Origin of the sequence: Reyranella sp., assembly GCF_965279625.1 — a bacterium.
GTDB lineage: Bacteria > Pseudomonadota > Alphaproteobacteria > Reyranellales > Reyranellaceae > Reyranella.
Genome location: NZ_OZ257251.1, coordinates 2097554 through 2113396, shown reverse-complemented (window position 1 = coordinate 2113396; position 15843 = coordinate 2097554). Strand labels below are relative to the sequence as shown.

18 protein-coding genes are annotated in these 15843 nt (G+C 66.6%); 6 read left to right on the top strand and 12 right to left on the bottom strand.

The window, feature by feature from the left end; all coding sequences use genetic code 11:
* Positions 1-44: 44 nt before the first annotated feature.
* Positions 45-830, top strand: a complete 786-nt coding sequence (locus ACQY78_RS10290) for a dienelactone hydrolase family protein (RefSeq protein WP_428685255.1) — start codon at positions 45-47, stop codon at positions 828-830.
* 144 nt (positions 831-974) lie between these two features.
* Here the strand turns inward: ACQY78_RS10290 and ACQY78_RS10285 are convergent, their stop codons facing one another.
* From ACQY78_RS10285 to ACQY78_RS10265, 5 genes are all read right to left on the bottom strand, one after another.
* Complete coding sequence (locus ACQY78_RS10285) at positions 975-1919, bottom strand: arginase family protein (protein WP_428685253.1); 945 nt, start codon at positions 1917-1919, stop codon at positions 975-977.
* Between the two features lies 1 nt (position 1920).
* Entirely contained in the window at positions 1921-3177 is a 1257-nt protein-coding gene (locus ACQY78_RS10280) for a M20/M25/M40 family metallo-hydrolase (RefSeq protein ID WP_428685251.1), read from the bottom strand.
* Positions 3177-3842 (bottom strand): amino acid ABC transporter permease, encoded by a 666-nt coding sequence (locus ACQY78_RS10275; protein WP_428685249.1) that lies wholly within the window; start codon positions 3840-3842, stop codon positions 3177-3179. Before ACQY78_RS10275 ends, ACQY78_RS10280 begins: the two co-directional genes overlap by 1 nt.
* A 126-nt stretch (positions 3843-3968) precedes the next feature.
* Positions 3969-4775: an ABC transporter substrate-binding protein gene (locus ACQY78_RS10270; protein WP_428685247.1), complete on the bottom strand. Its 807-nt coding sequence runs from the start codon at positions 4773-4775 to the stop codon at positions 3969-3971.
* Positions 4776-4803: 28 nt separating this feature from the next.
* A complete protein-coding gene (locus ACQY78_RS10265) occupies positions 4804-5568 on the bottom strand; it encodes an amino acid ABC transporter ATP-binding protein (RefSeq protein ID WP_428685245.1) in 765 nt (254 codons plus the stop codon).
* Positions 5569-5684: 116 nt separating this feature from the next.
* On the opposite strand from ACQY78_RS10265, the gene ACQY78_RS10260 reads away from it, so the two are divergent.
* Together ACQY78_RS10260 and ACQY78_RS10255 are read left to right on the top strand one after the other, a co-directional pair.
* Positions 5685-6563, top strand: a complete 879-nt coding sequence (locus tag ACQY78_RS10260; RefSeq protein WP_428685243.1) for a LysR family transcriptional regulator — start codon at positions 5685-5687, stop codon at positions 6561-6563.
* Between the two features lie 4 nt (positions 6564-6567).
* Positions 6568-7833 (top strand): M28 family peptidase, encoded by a 1266-nt coding sequence (locus ACQY78_RS10255; RefSeq protein ID WP_428685241.1) that lies wholly within the window; start codon positions 6568-6570, stop codon positions 7831-7833.
* 3 nt (positions 7834-7836) lie between these two features.
* Here ACQY78_RS10255 and ACQY78_RS10250 read toward each other — a convergent pair whose 3' ends face one another.
* Entirely contained in the window at positions 7837-8730 is an 894-nt protein-coding gene (locus ACQY78_RS10250) for a LysR family transcriptional regulator (protein WP_428685239.1), read from the bottom strand.
* Positions 8731-8821: 91 nt separating this feature from the next.
* Between ACQY78_RS10250 and ACQY78_RS10245 the strand changes: the two genes are divergently transcribed.
* Together ACQY78_RS10245 and wrbA are read left to right on the top strand one after the other, a co-directional pair.
* Positions 8822-9706 carry a pirin family protein gene (locus ACQY78_RS10245; protein WP_428685237.1) on the top strand — a complete coding sequence of 295 codons (885 nt, stop codon included), beginning with the start codon at positions 8822-8824 and terminating at the stop codon, positions 9704-9706.
* 50 nt (positions 9707-9756) lie between these two features.
* On the top strand, positions 9757-10356 hold the full coding sequence (gene wrbA, locus ACQY78_RS10240; protein WP_428685235.1) for an NAD(P)H:quinone oxidoreductase: 600 nt from the start codon (positions 9757-9759) through the stop codon (positions 10354-10356).
* Here wrbA and ACQY78_RS10235 read toward each other — a convergent pair whose 3' ends face one another.
* From ACQY78_RS10235 to ACQY78_RS10220, 4 genes are read right to left on the bottom strand one after another with little or no spacing between them, the layout of a single operon-like run.
* Positions 10357-11886 carry an MFS transporter gene (locus ACQY78_RS10235; protein WP_428685233.1) on the bottom strand — a complete coding sequence of 510 codons (1530 nt, stop codon included), beginning with the start codon at positions 11884-11886 and terminating at the stop codon, positions 10357-10359.
* Positions 11887-11934: 48 nt separating this feature from the next.
* Positions 11935-12981 (bottom strand): MBL fold metallo-hydrolase, encoded by a 1047-nt coding sequence (locus tag ACQY78_RS10230; protein ID WP_428685231.1) that lies wholly within the window; start codon positions 12979-12981, stop codon positions 11935-11937.
* Positions 12982-12998: 17 nt separating this feature from the next.
* Positions 12999-13490 (bottom strand): GNAT family N-acetyltransferase, encoded by a 492-nt coding sequence (locus ACQY78_RS10225; protein WP_428686353.1) that lies wholly within the window; start codon positions 13488-13490, stop codon positions 12999-13001.
* Positions 13487-14629, bottom strand: a complete 1143-nt coding sequence (locus tag ACQY78_RS10220) for an alpha/beta fold hydrolase (protein ID WP_428685229.1) — start codon at positions 14627-14629, stop codon at positions 13487-13489. The genes ACQY78_RS10225 and ACQY78_RS10220 overlap by 4 nt, the downstream gene beginning before the upstream one ends.
* Before the next feature lie 92 nt (positions 14630-14721).
* On the opposite strand from ACQY78_RS10220, the gene ACQY78_RS10215 reads away from it, so the two are divergent.
* The gene (locus ACQY78_RS10215) at positions 14722-15141 is read left to right on the top strand and encodes a VOC family protein (protein WP_428685227.1); all 420 of its coding nucleotides are present in this window, start codon (positions 14722-14724) and stop codon (positions 15139-15141) included.
* Here ACQY78_RS10215 and ACQY78_RS10210 read toward each other — a convergent pair.
* Together ACQY78_RS10210 and ACQY78_RS10205 are read right to left on the bottom strand one after the other, a co-directional pair.
* Entirely contained in the window at positions 15069-15338 is a 270-nt protein-coding gene (locus ACQY78_RS10210; RefSeq protein WP_428685225.1) for a hypothetical protein, read from the bottom strand. The two genes, ACQY78_RS10215 and ACQY78_RS10210, sit on opposite strands and share 73 nt — an antisense overlap.
* A 65-nt stretch (positions 15339-15403) precedes the next feature.
* Positions 15404-15787, bottom strand: coding sequence for a hypothetical protein (locus ACQY78_RS10205; protein WP_428685223.1), 384 nt, complete (start codon positions 15785-15787; stop codon positions 15404-15406).
* Positions 15788-15843 lie beyond the last annotated feature (56 nt).

Genomic DNA, 15843 nt, shown 5'->3' with positions numbered 1-15843 from the left:
GACGCGCCACTGGAGTGGCGCGCCCCCAGCGGATGAGGTGCGACATGATCCGTCTGTTCGTGATTGTCCTTCTCGTGGCCCTGGGCGGTCCTGCCTGGGCGCAGTCCGTGAGCTTCCCCAGCGTTACCGTCGGCAGCAGCCAGGCCGGACCGGAGGTGAAGGGCTGGGTCTACAAGCCGCCGGGCAACGGACCGTTTCCGGCGATCATCCTGGCGCACAGCTGCGCCGGCACGAACCCGCATACGAACGGCTGGGGCAAGCTGCTGGTGAGCTGGGGCTATCTCGTGCTGGCGCCGGATTCCTTCGGCCCGCGCGGCACCAAGGCCGTGTGCACGACGCCCAACGTGGTGACACCCAACATGCGCGTGGCCGACATCGCGGGCGCGCTCGACTATCTGGCGACGCGGCCCGACGTGGTGAAGGGAAAGGTCGGCATCATCGGCCACAGCCATGGCGGCTCGACGGTGATCCGCTCGGCGCAGAAGAATTTCGGGCTGGCGCAACGCGGCCTGACGGCTGGCGTCGCCTACTATCCCGGCTGCAACCCGCAGTTCGATGGCGGCATCGACATCCCGGTACTGCTGTTGGCGGGGGACAAGGACGACTGGACGCCGGCCGATCGCTGCCGGAGCCTGGTCCTGGGCTTGCGACGCGGCGACCTCGTCGAGGCGGTCTACTACCCCAACGCCTATCACAGCTTCGACTCGAAGGTCGCCGACCGGAACGTGCCGGGAGCGGCGGGCAAGCAGCACCATCTCGCCTATGACACCGTCGCCGCTCCCGACGCGGAGGCGCGGACGAAGGCGTTCTTCGCGAAGTACCTGCGGTAGCGCGCTGCGTCTCCCACCAATAACCTCATCCTGAGGAGGCCGCGCAGCGGCCGTCTCGAAGGATGGGAACGAGCACCGAGTCTGTGGCCCATCCTTCGAGACGCGCGCGATTCGCGCTCCTCAGGATGAGGTCGTGCGTATTTACTACTGAGCCTCCGCCAGACCCATCTGACGGCACAGCAGCACCAGCGTCTCGTAGATCACGTGTGAGCAGAGGTGGGCGGCCATGCCGTTGACGTCCTGCGGCGGGCTCACCGTGTTTACGTCGACGGCCACGATGTTGAGATCCGTGAGGCAGCGCAGCAGGTCGATGCCTTCGCGGGCGCTGAGCCCGCCCCATGAAGGGGTGCAGACGCCGGGCGCGCAGGACGGGTCGAACACGTCCATGTCGAAGCAGAGATAGACCGGCCGCTTGCCGACCTTGTCGCGGAACTCGGCCATGCGCTGGGCGAACCCGCCGCGGATCAACTCGTCGATCGACACGACCTTGTAGCCCAGGCTCATGGCGCGCGGCACCACGCCCTGCGCGTAGGTCGTGCTGCGGATGCCGACATGCCAGGAGAATTCGGGATCGACGAGGCCTTCCTCGGCGACATGGGTGAACTGGGTGGCGGAGTTGTACTTCTCCTCCGAGCCGTAGGGGTACGAATCGGTGTGCGAATCAATGTGGAGCGCGGCCATCTTGGGGTACTTCTTGCCGACGGCGCGGGCGACGGGAACGGTGACCGAGCCGTCGCCGCCGATGGTGATCGGCACCGCGCCGGCCTCGACGATGCGGTCGGCGGCCTGTTCGATCCGCTCGAAGGCATCGACGATCTTTGAGGGCGTGAGTTTCACGTTGCCGCAATCGACCAGACCCAGCGCGGTCGCGGGATCGAAGTCGGCATTGGTCGGATTGAAGCGCCGCATCAACTGCGACTGCTGGCGCACCGAGTCGGGGCCGCCGCGCGCGCCGATGCGCATGTTGGTGCCGCAGTCGAACGGGATGCCGAGGATCGCGGCCTTGTTTGCCGGGCCCGGCCGTCCGTAGGGCACGCCCATGAAGGTCATGGGTAGGGTGAACAGCTCGTCGTCGGACAGACGGTCCATGTCAAAGCTCCGCGGAAAGGAAGTCGTAGGCGACCAGTGTGTGGATCTTTGCGACGGCCAGCAGCTCGTCGACCAGCACATATTCGTCCGCGCCGCCCATGTTGAAGGGCGTGAGGCCCAGCACCACGGTCGGCACGTTGAACATGCGATACCAACGCGAGTCCGAGCCGCCGACCCTCATGTTGACGGCAGGTGTCTCGCCCAGCACTTCGGCGGCGACCGAGGCGGTGCGTGTCACGATCTCATGGCCGGGATCGGTGAAAGAAGGCTCGAAGCGCCGGATCGCCTTCCAGCTCACGCCTTCGAGCGGTCCCAGCCATTCGTCGAGCTTCGCCGCGAGGACATCGGTCGTGATGCCGACCGGCAGGCGGATGTCGGCGCGGGCAATCGCATGCGTGGGCACGAGGTTGGGCGAGGTGCCGCCCTCGATGGTGCCGATGTTTACCGTGACCCTCGACAGCGTGTCGGCTTCGCCGGCGCCCGACAGCGGCTCGGAGATGGGCTTGGCCTTGCCGATCGCCGAGGTGACGACCGGCGGCGATTGGAAGGGCACGTCCTCGAGCTGCTTCAGGTAGTCGAGCGCGGTCCGCAGCCGGTCGATGGCGTTGGTGCCCTTGTGGACATGGGCGCCGTGGGCGGGGGAGCCCGTGGTCTCGATCTCGACCCACATCAGGCCCTTCTCCCCGAACCGCACGACCTTGGGCGAGCCGACATCGCCGCAGATGTTGGCATCGCCGGCGGCATGCGGGAAATTCTGGAGGAGATAGCCCGAGCCCAGCGAGCCCATATTCTCCTCGTCACCGGCCAGGGTGAGCACGATCTCGCCGTCCCAGGCATCGCGGTTTTCGGCCAACAACAAGGCGGCCAGCAGCGAGCAGGCGATGCCGCCCTTCATGTCGCAGACGCCTCGACCGTAGAGCTTGCCGTCCTTCAGCACGCCGCCCAGCGGCGGCACGGTCCAGGGCAGGTTCTCGAGTAGCGGGAAGGTGTCGAGATGGCCGTTGAAGATCAGGCGGCGCCCCGGCGCGCGGCCGCGGATGCGGCCGATCAGCGAGACGATGCGCGGCTCCGGTTCGACCCGCTCGATCTCGATGCCGGGAATCTCGCGCAGCAGCGCTTCGGCCACCGCGGCCACGTCGAACGTGTCGCTCGGCGGGTTGGGCGAGGCGATGGCCACCAGCCGCTGCGTCACTTCGATGAGACGGTCGAGCGAGCCCTCGACGCGGCGCGCCAGTTCGGTACGGACTTTCGACGACATTAGCGGGCCTGCAGCCTTCGTTCCCAGAAGCGGATGGCCATGGCGAGCGGCCAGCAGATGAAGAAGTAGACCACGGCAATGAAGGTGAAGGTCTCGAGCGGCCGGAAGTTGGTGGCCGAGAGCTCCATGCCGCGCCGGGTGATCTCGCTCACCGAGATGACGGCGCCCAGCGAGGAGAACTTGATGAGCTGCACGAAGTTCGAGGCGAGCGGCGGCAGCGTCATGCGGATCGCCTGCGGCAGCACGATGCGGTTGAACGACTGCAGCGGCGTCAGGCCCAGCACCTGCGCGGCCTCGCGATGGCCCTTGGGCACGCTCTGGATACCGGAACGATAGACCTCGGAGATGAAGGAAGCCTGATAGAGGGCGAGGCCGATGATCAGCGCGACCAGGGCCTCGATACGCACGCCGAACACGATCGGCAGCACGTAGTAGACCCACAGGAGCTGCACCAGGATCGGGGTGTTGCGCACGACCTCGCCGATCGAGATGCCGATCCAGCGCAGCACCCGGAAGCGCGACATGTCGAGCAGCGCGATGACCAGCCCGCCGAGCATCGCCAGCACCAGGGTGATGGCCGAGATGATCAGCGTCATCTGCAGGCCGCCCATCAGGAAGTCGAAGCTTCCCCAGACCGTGTCCCAGCGGAATTGGTATTTGAACATCCACTCCTCACTTTTCCTCCCCATTCAAATGGGGAGGTGGCGCCGCTTGCGGCGACGGAGGGGTCATGGCCCCTCCGTCAGCGTAAGACGCTGACGCTCCCCATTTGAATGGGGAGGCAAGCTTGATTACGGCGCGACGATCGGGTCGAGCTTGTGCTTCTTGGCGTACTTCAGCAGCCGTCCGTCGAGCTTGATCGTGTCGACGAACAGGTTGACGTAGTTCAGCCAGATCTGGTCGCCCTGCGGCACGACGTAGGCGTATGGCGTGATGGCCAGCTTCTCGTTGGGCAGGATGTAGGTCGCCCAGTCGAATTCGTCAGTCACTTTGATGGCGGTCGGGAAGTCGGTGATGATGACGTCGACGCGCTGTGCGACCAGCTCGGCCTCACGCGTGTTGGGCGGCGCCACCGAGACGACCTCGGCGTTCTTCACGTAGCCCTTCATGAAGGGCTCCATGTAGCTGCCGAGCGACACCGCGGCCTTCACGCCCTTCTGGTCGATGTCCTTCCATTCCTTGATCTTGCTGTCCTTGCGGGTAACCGCGTAGAGGTTGGTCAGCAGGTACGGCTTGGAGAATTCGACGGCCTGGCCGCGCTTCATCGTGGCGCCGACACCGAACATGCCGATTTCGCACTTGCCGGCCTGCAGATCGGCGATGAACGAACCGAAGCTCGACTCGACGATCTCGAGCTTGGCGTCGAGTTCCTTGGCCAGTTCCTTCGCGAGGTCGGCGTCGATGCCTTCGATCTCGCCGGTCTTGGAGTTGCGGAACGAGATCGAATAGTAGAGCGGGAACTGGCAGACCCGCAGCTTCTTGCTCTTGGTGATCTCGAAGAGACGCGACTGCGTCTGCTGCGCTTGCGCGCCCGTGATCGAAAATGCGCCAACCGTGCCGGCCAGCGCGAGCGCACCCAATATCCTTGCTACACCCATCATCGGTCTCCCTTGTTGACCTTCCCCATCACTCATCCGCGAACTGCTGCAGGAAGCGCTGGGCGCGCTCCGTCTGCGGCGCATCGAAGAACGCCGAACCCGGCGCCGCCTCGACGATCTCGCCTCGATCCATGAACACGGTGCGCGTGCCGACATGGCGCGCGAAGCCCATCTCATGCGTGACCACCAGCATGGTCATGCCCTCGCGCGCGAGCTGGCGCATGACGGCGAGCACTTCGCGGCGGAGCTCGGGATCGAGCGCGCTGGTTGCCTCGTCGAACAGCAGGACCTTGGGCGACATGGCCAAAGCGCGGGCAATCGCCACGCGCTGCTGCTGGCCGCCGGACAGGCGCGCCGGATAGGCGTCGCGCTTCTCGAACAGGTCGACCTTCTTCAGCAGCGACTCGGCGATGGCGACGGCCTTGTCCCTGGGCATCTTCTTCACGCGGATCGGCGCTTCGATCAGGTTCTGGAGCACCGACATGTGCGGCCAAAGATTGAAGTGCTGGAAGACCATGCCGATCTCGGAGCGCACGTCACGGGCGGCGGCCTTGACCTGCTTGTCCGGCGATGGCGTCGAAATGGGCACGCCCTCCATCACCACGCGGCCCTCGCTCGGCTCTTCCAGCAGCGCCAGGCAGCGCAGCAGCGTCGTCTTGCCCGAGCCCGACGGACCCACGACACAGACGACGTCGCGCTCCAGGACTTCCAGCGACACGCGGGTCAATACCTGGTTGGCGCCAAAGCGCTTGGTGATGCCGTCCGCAAGGATGAGAGGGGTGGTGCTGCTCATGACACTCCATAAGCAATTACTATGCCGATGGATTACAGCCTGCCGGATCGGCAGGAGTTTTGCTAGTAGAGTCAGGTAGAATAGACAAAATGATCTATAACGGCTGTTTATAGAGTATGGACGTCAAGCTCCTCGAAGCCTTCCGGGCGGTGGTCGATCACCGCTCCATGACCGCCGCCGCGGGCGCCATGGGTGTGACCCAGCCCGCGGTCAGCACCCAGATCGCGCGTCTGGAGGAGGCGGTTGGCTTCTCCCTGTTCGAGCGCGCCAACGGCCGGCTGAAGCCGACGCCCGAGGGCATGCTGTTCTATGCGGAAGCAAGTCGCGTGCTGGGCGAGGTCGACCGGCTGCAGGCCGCGACGGCGCAGATTCGCGAGGGCCAGTCGGGTCGGCTGACGATCGCCAGCCATCCCTCGGCCGCCATTTCCCTCCTGCCCAACCTCGTGGCGCAGTTCCTCGCCGAGCGTCCCGGCGTGGCGGTGCGGCTGATCTCGCGCCATTCCGACGTGGTGAGCCAGCTCCTGCCGACCGAGAGCTTCGACATCGGCATCGCCGAGCTGCCGATCGACGAAAGCGAGGTTCAGGTCCGGCGTTACGGCATGCGCTGCGTCGCGATCCTGCCGCCGCGCCATGCGCTCGCCTCCTGCAAGGTTCTGACGCCACAACTGCTCGGGCCGCATCCGATGGTGATGCCGGCGCGGTCGCATCAGGTGCCCAACCGCATCCGCAGCGTCTTTTCGGCGGCGGGCGTATCGATCAATGCCGTGGTCGAGGCCGAATTCTTCGCCAGCCTCTGCGGGCTGGTGGCGGCGGGCGCCGGCTGGTCGATCGTCGATCCGCTGTCGGCGCGCAGCTTCGAGCATCTCGGCTTCGTGACGCGGCCCTTCGAACCCGCCGTCACATACGACATCGGCGCCTTCCACCGCCGCGACCGCGAACCTTCGCTTCTGGCGACGGCGTTCCTCGACATGCTCGACGACAAACTGAAAGGGTGAGTACATGCGTCTCGACGCCAACCTGATGGGCCGCCTCGCGGCCGACGAGGCGCTGTGGCGCGACTTCAACGACATCTGCGATTGCGGGGGCCGTCTCTCGGGCACCGAGAGCGAGAAGAAGGCCTTCGCGTTGCTGCGGGAGAGGGTGCGGGCGGCCTCGCCGGCCAATTCGGGCCGGTCGATTCCGGTCCCCTACAATGGCTGGCAGCCCAGGTCGGCGACGCTCGAGCTGCCGGGCGGAGCCTTTGCGCCGTGCCATCCGCTGGTGCGCACCATCGCGACACCGGGCCTCACCGCCGAGGTGATCGACCTTGGGCGCGGCACGCCTGACGAGTTCGAGGCGAACAAGGCGGAGATCGCCGGCCGCATCGTGCTGGTGCGGCACGAGCTGATGTTCGCGGCGGGAACGATCCATCGCCGCCGCAAGTACGACATGGCGCGCGCTCATGGCGCGGTGGGATTCCTGATCGGCGGTCCGCTGGCGGGCCATGTGGTGGCGGGCTCCTCGGGCCGCGACTCGGGCGAGGGCATTCCCGCGCTCGGCATTTCGCCCGAGACGGCGGCGAAGCTGGCGCGCCGTTCGACCGGCTTCCCGTCCGTGACGATCGCCATCGAGACGGCGGAAGGGCCGGCCGAGACCGAAACGCTGGTCTTCGACTATCCCGGCCAGACCGACGAATGGGTGGTGCTGTCGGCGCATGTCGACGGCCACGATCTGGCCGAAAGCGCGATGGACAACGGCACCGGGCTTGCCGCCGTGCTGGCGGTGACGCGGGCGCTGTCGCCGGAAGTCGCGAAGTGGCGGCGCGGGCTGCGGGTGATGTTCTTCAGCGTCGAGGAATGGGCGCTGACCGGCTCGGCGCAATATGTGAAGGCGCTGAGCGAGGCGGAACGCGCGAAGATCGCGCTCAACGTCAATCTCGATTCGGTGGCGGGCAGCCCGAACCTCGCTGCCCTCACCAGCGGCTATGCCGGCGTCGAGCCTTTCCTGTTGGGCGTTGCCGAGGCCAATGGCCAATCCCTGCGCACCGTGCGGCCGCTGATGACCAATTCCGACCACGCGAACTTCGCAGCGGGTGGCATCCCGGCGATCCGGCTGGTGGCGGGCTTCGACGATCCCAACGCCCATCTGCGCGTCGTGCTGACGCCCGCCGACACGCGCGACAAGGTCGCCCAAAGCGAGCTGCGGCAGGCGACGATGCTGACGGCCGCGCTGGTCGCTGCGGCCTGCAATGCCGATCCGGCCGAAGCCGCGCGGTGGCGTGGCTAAACGCTACACCTGACTCTTGAAGCGCTCGATCAGCCAGTGCGCGGCAGGGCCGGGCGGGCTGTCGATGCGGTGCAGTACGCGCAGCGGATAGGTCGCCGCCCACCAGTCGGAGAGATCGAGTTCGACGAGGCGGCCGGCCTCGAGGTCGCCCCTCACCATCGGCGCCGGCATGCTGCCCCAGCCGACGCCGGCCAGCAGCAGCGCGTGCTTGGCGCCGAGATCCGCGAGTCGCCAGGTCTTGGGGCCGACCACGCCGAAATCCTGGCCCTCGGTCAGCTTCGAGCGATCGCTCAGGACGAGCTGGACGTGCTCGCGCGCGGCGCCACGGGCCTGCCCACCGAGACGTGCCAGAGGATGGAAGGGCGCGGCGACCGGCACGAGCTGGACGCCGCCGATGGCGATGCTCTCGGTGCCGCCGGCCGCCACGTTCGGCCCGCTGACGCCGATGGTCGCCATGCCATCGAGAACGAGCTGTGTGACCGCGCCCAGCGTTTCGACATGGAGCCGCAACGGCACGGTCGGGAATGTCGTCTGGAAAGCCTGCAGCGCGTCGACGAGACGGGCGGTCGGCAGCATGACGTCGACGGCGAGCGAGACTTCGGCCTCCAGCCCTTCGAGCAGGCCCTTCACCTTGGCGCGTAGCATGTCGACGCCGTGCGTTACGGCGCGGGCCTCGGCCAGCACGGCCCGCCCGGCCTGGGTCAGCTCGGGCTTGCGGGTGGCGACCCGGTCGAACAGGGGCAGGCCGAGCTGCGCCTCGAGATTGTCGATGGCGTAAGTGATCGCCGAGGTCGCGCGGTTGAGGCGACGGGCGGCGGCAGCAAAGCTGCCGGCATCGACCACGGCAAGCAGGACCTGAAGCTGGGCGAAGGAGGGGGTGCCAGGCGTTGTCGTCATGTCTAAATAACTGAAAAGATCATTCAATATTATACGGATTTTCAGGCAAATGCTCACCCCCTACATAGCCGTCGTACCAAGGAGAGCGGCCATGACGGCTTCGACCATCAGCAAAAGCGGGCGCCAGCTCGTTTCCATCCATGAGGCGTTCCGGACTCTCGAAGGCGACGGGTTCGAAGTGCGCCGCGCCATTCCGTCGAACGCCTACGAGGCGATCGGCCCGTTCATCTTCCTCGACCAGTTCGGCCCGATCGACGTGCGGCCGGGCGAGGCCAAGGGCGCCTCGGCGCATCCGCATGCGGGCATCGAGACCCTGACCCTGCTGCTGGAAGGCAGCCAGACGCACAAGGACAGTCTCGGAAACACCAGCAGCATGAGGCCGGGTGAGGTCCAGTGGATGCGCGCCGGGCGTGGCGTGGTCCACGACGAGAGCCCGGACGAGCAGCTCCGCCGCGAGGGCGGTCACGTCCATGGCGTCCAGCTCTGGATCAACATGCCCAAGGGCGGCAAGCATGCTGAGCCGGCCTATCGCCACGTGAAGGCGTCGGAGATCCCGACCATCACAGCGGACGAGGGGCGGGTCGTGGCGCGGCTCGTGGCAGGAAGCCTGGGTGATCTCCAGGGACCGATCGCGACGTCAGGCGCGCCGTTCGTCGTGCACGCCTCGCTCCGGGACGGTGCCCGCGCGGAGCTTCCTGTGAGCAGCCCGGGCGAACTCGGAATCTACGTGATGGTCGGCGCCGTGCGCGTCGGCGGCGACGAGCGTCGGCTCGACGCGGGCCAGCTCGGACGGCTGACGGCCGGTGATTCTCTCGAGATCACGGCTACGGCCGACAGCGAGATCCTGCTGGTCGGCGGCGACCCTCTCGATGCGCCCATCCTGCGGCACGGGCCGTTCGTGATGAACTCGATCGACGAGCTCGAGCGCGCGGTCCGCGACTATCAGGCCGGCCGGATGGGCCGGATCGCGGCCTGAAGCCTTCCTTTCCTCAACCCCTCAACCGCAACCGACAACTGGAGACTGAAATGACCAAGGTTCTCGTTCTTTACTACTCGACCTACGGCCACATCGAGACGATGGCGGAAGCCATTGCCGCCGGCGCCCGCGAGGCCGGTGCCCAGGTCGACATCAAGCGCGTTCCCGAGACCGTGCCTGAAGCGGTGGCCAAGGCCGCGCACTTCAAGCTCGACCAGAAGGCCCCGGTCGCCAAGATCGAGGATCTCGCCGATTACGACGCGGTGATCATCGGCACCGGCACGCGCTTCGGCCGCATGTCCTCGCAGATGGCGAGCTTCCTCGACCAGGCCGGTGGCCTGTGGGCCAAGGGCGCGCTGAACGGCAAGGTCGGCGGCGCCTTCACCTCGACGGCCACCCAGCATGGCGGCCAGGAGACGACGCTCTTTTCCATCATCACCAACCTTCTGCACTTCGGCATGGTGGTGGTCGGGCTGGACTATGGCCACGCCGGCCAGATGACGATCGACGAGATCACCGGCGGCAGCCCCTATGGCGCCACCACGATCGCCGGCGGCACCGGCCAGCGCCAGCCCTCGGAGAACGAGCTGGTCGGCGCCCGTTACCAGGGCCGCCGGGTCGCGGAGACGGCAAAGAAGCTCGCCGCCTGATTACTCGACGATCTGATCTCGATGAACGGCCCCGGCGTCGCGTCCAGCGACGCCGCGGGGCCGGATCAGCGAGATCAGGCCCGCCACTGCGGCGAGACAGATCAGCAGAAGGATGGCATCGCGGCTGGCGGCGACGAGCGTTGCCGTCGGCAGGTCGAGCGTGCTGCCGCTGCTGCTGCCAAGGGAGAGCGAAAGAAGGGTGGAGGCGCCGGCGATGCCGGTGCTCATGCCCAGCATGCGCATCACGTTCAGGACGCTGCCCGCCTGACCGGTTTCGCCGGCCGGGGCCGCGGACATGATGGCGCTGCTGTTGGGCGAGATGAAGAGGCCCTGGCCGACACCGATGACCGCCAAGGATAGCGTGACCAGCCAGAGATTCGCAGGCGTGCCGTCCAGGAAGAAGTAGAGCGTCGCGAGCCCGGCGATGCAGATCAGCATGCCGAGGCAGGTCGGCAGGCGGGCGCCCAGCCGGTCGTAGAGCATGCCGCCCGCGGGCGCGAGCAGACCCAGCATCACCGGCAGGATCGACAGGCGCAGACCCGCGGCAAGGGCCGTGTCCTGATAGATGCGTACCAAGGCAAAGGGCACGAGGAAGAACACGCCGAACAGCGTGGCGTAGGACGTGAAGTTTGCCAGGTTGCCCAGCAGGAAGGCGGGCTTGGTGAGCAGCTTGAGATCGAGCAAGGGGCTCGCGCTGCGATGCTCGGTGCGCACGAACAGGATGGCGCAGACGGTGCCGACCAGCAGACAGGCGAACAGGATCGGCGAGGTCGGGCCGAGCGCGTGCAGCTCGTTCAGCGCCGCCACGAAGCCGGTCAGCGCCGGCGCGATCAGGATCGCGCCGCGCCAGTCGAAGCGTTCGTGCGTGGGCGGGCTGGCCGTCTGGGGAAGCACGAACCAGCCTAGGATCGCGCCCGCAATGCCCAGCGGCACATTGATCCAGAAGGCCCATTGCCAGCCCAGCGTGTCGAGGATGAAACCGCCGATCGCCGGGCCTGCGCCCAGTCCGACCGCCTGAGCCGCCGACTGAAGGCCCAGGCCGCGGCCGCGTTCTTCGGGTCCCATGATCATGACGACGATGGCGACGCTGTTGGAGGTGATCAGCGCGCCGCCGATCGCCTGCAGCACGCGGAAGAAGATCAGCCAGGGCAGGCTCGTCGCGTAGCCGCACAGGGCCGAGCCCGCGATGAAGAGCAGGAATCCCGCGGTGTAGAGAAGCTTGCGGCCGAACATGTCCGATAGCCGCCCGAAGATCGGCATGAAGGAGGCGAGCGCGAGCAGGTAGGCGACGGCGACCCAGCTCACGCTGGCGAGGCGGGCGCCGAACTCGACCTCGAGCCGCGGCAGCAGCACCTGGGTCATGCTGGCATCGACCTGCCCCATGACGGCGCCGATGCAGACCGTGCCGACGACGAACCAGCGATACGATTTCAGGCGTGCGACCGACCTCAGCGGCGGTGGCTCCCGCCCTTCGAGGGCGGCGGCCCGAAGCGCGCCGAGAGAGAAGGGGCCGGGAGACGCTTCGGTCAAGATTCGATGTCCGCTGCTGCGAAGAGGCGATGCGGCGGAACTATTGGCTTACCAGGTCGGCTTTGTCTCGAATTTCGTCGGCGGCCTGGTCTCACGCGCCGGCGGCGGCACGGTGGCGTCGAACGTGTAGGTCGTGCCGACGGCCGACTGGCTGACGCGATCGCCATAGGCGTTGGCCAGCGCATGCAGCGCCCGCCATCCGGTGCAGTGGCCGGTGATAAACTGTCCAATGTCGAAAGGCTCGAGCGCTTCGACCGTCTGTGGAATGAGACGCTCCATCACGCCGCCGAGATGGAGCCCGCCCATGACCGCGTAGATGGGAATCTCGGGGAACAGGCGCTTCGCCTCGGTGCAGACATTGACGATGCCGGCATGCGAGCAGGCGCTGAACACGACGAGGCCGAGATCGCGCACGTTCACGATCAGCATGCGCTCGTCCATCAGGAATGGGTCGGGCCGCCACTCCTCGGAATTGTCCTTGCGGCAGAGATGGTCCTCACGGCCCTTCTCGAAGGCGCTGACCCGGGGAATCTCGCCGCTGTAGTAGAAGTGGCCGTCGAGCAGGGTGCGCGCCTTGCCGTCGTTGACGACGCGCGCGCCCTGCGTCTCCATCTGGGCGGGCGTGGGCACGCGGGCGGCCGGGAAGATCGTGCCGTCCTGCAGCAGCACGCCGCGTTCGTTGAACATGTCGGGATTGACGTGGACCGCCACGCTGCCCCGGCCGCGGCGCCTGGCGATGGCATCGAGAGCGGCGGGAAGCGCACCCATATGATCCCAGTGGCCGTGCGTCACGGCGATCTCCTCGACCTCGCCGAGATCGATCGCCATGTTGCGACAGTTGCGGATGAAGGCCGCGCCCTCGGTTCCCGTATCGAACAGCAGCGTGTGCTGCTTCGCTCCGATCTTCGTCCTGAGACGCAAGCCGTAGCCGAGATTGGCCACCAGCAGCGTCTCGCCGGAAATCTCCTGCGCGCCGGCCTTCAGGATGTTGGCCATCTCCGACACCGCGAAGGCGGGCTTGCTGGCATAGGTGTCGCTCAGATTGTCGGTGATGACATCGACGATGAGCAAATCGACAGCGGCGAGGTCGGACATAAGGGAAGCCTCCTGTGTCAGCGTGCCGGGACGAGGGAACGGGCGAGATAACGGACGGTCTTGGCGCCGCCATGGATCTCGGCGTGGCCCACTTCGGCGAACCCGAGCGCCGCATGGAAGGCGTCGGATGCCCGGTTGGGCGGGTCGGAGTTCACTTCGCACACGACGCGATCGTGGCCCGCGGCGGCGGCATGGCGGAAAAGATCCTCGTACAGGCGGTTCGCCAGGCCGCGCTTGCGCATGGCCGGGGCGACGACGATGCGGTCGACATAGACGAAGCGCGGGTAGCGCGCGCGGAACCACAGGTAGTTGGGGCTGTCGTAGTCGGCGTCCTGGTCGAAGGCCATGAGGAAGGCGGCGACGTTGCCCGCGCGCCGGGCGTAGAAGGCCTGGCCGAGAAGGTGGTTCAGCCGCGGCGCGTCGAGCCAGGAGAGCTCGACGGCATGGGCGTTGTTGAGGGCGAGGAGCGCGGCCTCGTCGCCCGCGGAAACACGGGCCAGTTCGGTCAGGCGTTCGTTTCCTTCAGGAACTTGATCAGCAGGCGGCTCACTTCGGCGGCCTGTTCCTGCTGCACCCAGTGGCCGGCGCCTTCGACCATGTGGATTTCCTTCATGTTGGTGCAGGCGCTCTTCTGCATCTTCTCCAGCGCGCCGGGCGACTGGTAGTTGCCCCAGTCGGTCTTGCCCGAGATGAAGGTCGAAGGCTGGTCGATGGTGCGGCCGGTGAAGATTTCGAGTTCGGGCGTCACGCGACCGCTGGTGCGGGCGCGATACCAGTTGAGGCCGCCCTGGAAGCCGGTGCGCTCATACTCGCCGGCATAGACCGCGAGTTCGTCGTCGGTGAGCCACCGGGCGGCCGCTATCTCCTCAGCCGTCGGCATCTGCTTGGCAACGGTCTCGGCCATGCCCTCGGCCAGGTCCATGACGTAGTAGGTTGGCATCTTCGCCAGTTCCTCGGCGGTCCAGCCCTTCAGCTCGTAGGGCTTATTCGCCCTCCAGTCGGCGCTCTTGTAGTGATAGTAGGCGCGCAGGAAATTGTGCAGGCCCTGCTTGGCGTGCCACTGCTCCTCGTTGGCCTCGCGCGTCGACTGGTACCATTGGTAATGCTTGCGCGGGCGTGGCAGCGCCGCCAGCGCGGCATGGACGTCCGGTGCCTTGGGCGCTGCCGGCTTTCCGGCAGTGTCGAAGGGAACGGAAGACGGGCCCGGGAAGGGCGCGCTCATCAGCGCCATGCGCTTGAAGATGTCGGGACGCGCCAGCGAGGCATAGGAGGCGACCGAGGAGCCGAAATCGTGTCCGACCGCGGCCTCGGCCGTGCGATGGCCCAGGGCATAGAGCACGCCGATCGCGTCGCGCAGAAGGTTGGTGAAGCGGAAGCCGATCTGGTCGGCGTCGAAGTCGGCGCTCCAGCCGGTCGTGCGGCCATAGCCGCGCAGGTCGGGGGCGATAGCGTGATAGCCCGCGTCGGCGAGTGCCGTCAGGACCTTGCGCCAGCTATAGGCGATCTCCGGGAAACCATGGAACAGCATCACGGCCGGCGCCTTCTTGTCGAAGCCGGCTTCGAGCACGTGGATGTCGAGGCCGTTGATGCCGGGGAGGATACGGGCGCGAACGCCGGCGGGAAGGACGGAAGAGGGGAGCGGTTGCATGGGCCGAGCCTATGCCGACATCGATCAAAATGGCAGATCGGTCTTCGTCGTAGTTTGAGAAACCGTCCGCTGTGCGATCATGGGAGGGAAGGATGCAGCAACAGATTGCCGTCATCACGCTCGGTATCGCCGAGCCTGCGCGGTCGAAGCGCTTCTACGTCAAGGGCTTCGGCTGGAAGCCAATTTTCGAATCGGAGGAAATCGTCTTCTACCAGATGAACGGGATGGTCCTCGCGACCTGGCTTGCGGCCGCGCTCGCGGCGGACTCAGGGCAGGCCGGCAACGTCCCGGGTGCGTTCAGCCTTGCTCACAACGTAACGGCCAAGGACGCGGTGCAGCCGCTTCTCGACAAACTCGTGTGGTCGGGTGGCCGTCTGCTGCGGCCGGCCGATGCGCCGCCCCATGGCGGCTTTCGTGGTTATGTGGCCGATCCCGACGGTCACGCCTGGGAGATCGCCTGGAACCCGTCCTGGCCAATCGATGCGGTGGGCCACGTCACTTTCGGCATTTGACCGGTGCGGTCATAGGCGTCGGCAACCCGCTCGACACATTTCTCAAAGGCGGTCGAGTGGGGCTTGATGCCCTGATCCAGGCAGGCTTTCTCTGCCACGGCCAAGGTGTGGCCGGACCGCGCGTGAACCTGCGGGGACATCGTGGCCACGGCGACGGCAGCGCCGACCACGGCGAAGACCGTATTGAGGCGATTCATGGAATGCTCCTTGTTCCTCGAGGAACGCCGGCCGCGCGGGACAGTTGCCGCGGATCCGAGACCGACTACTGGTGAGCGATGTCCCGGTCGTATTGCGGCTCGTCGGTGAACACGAGCAGGCGGCGCGCGTGAGTCTCGCGCTCCATGCAGCTCTTGTAGCCCGAAGTGGCGGGCGACAGGCCAGATTCGAGGCAGGAATCACGTGCGTCGGCGGTCACCCGCGCCATCGTATAGGCGATCTCGGGCTTGCCCCATTCCAGGGCGCGCGTCGCCTGGGACAGGCAGTATTCATAGCCTTCGGTCTTCGGCGTAATGCCCTGCTCCCGGCAGATTCGCTCGGCCTGGCTCTGGGCCGAGGCGGGCGGAACCGGCGGGGCGAAGGCCACGATGCCTGCCATGAGGAACGCGCTTCCCAGCGCCAGGCCGGCATGTAGCTGGTTGCGAGTCATTGGGAGGCTCCCGTGAATTGGTTGCGATCAGGTACTAAACAAACGTCCTGAATCGC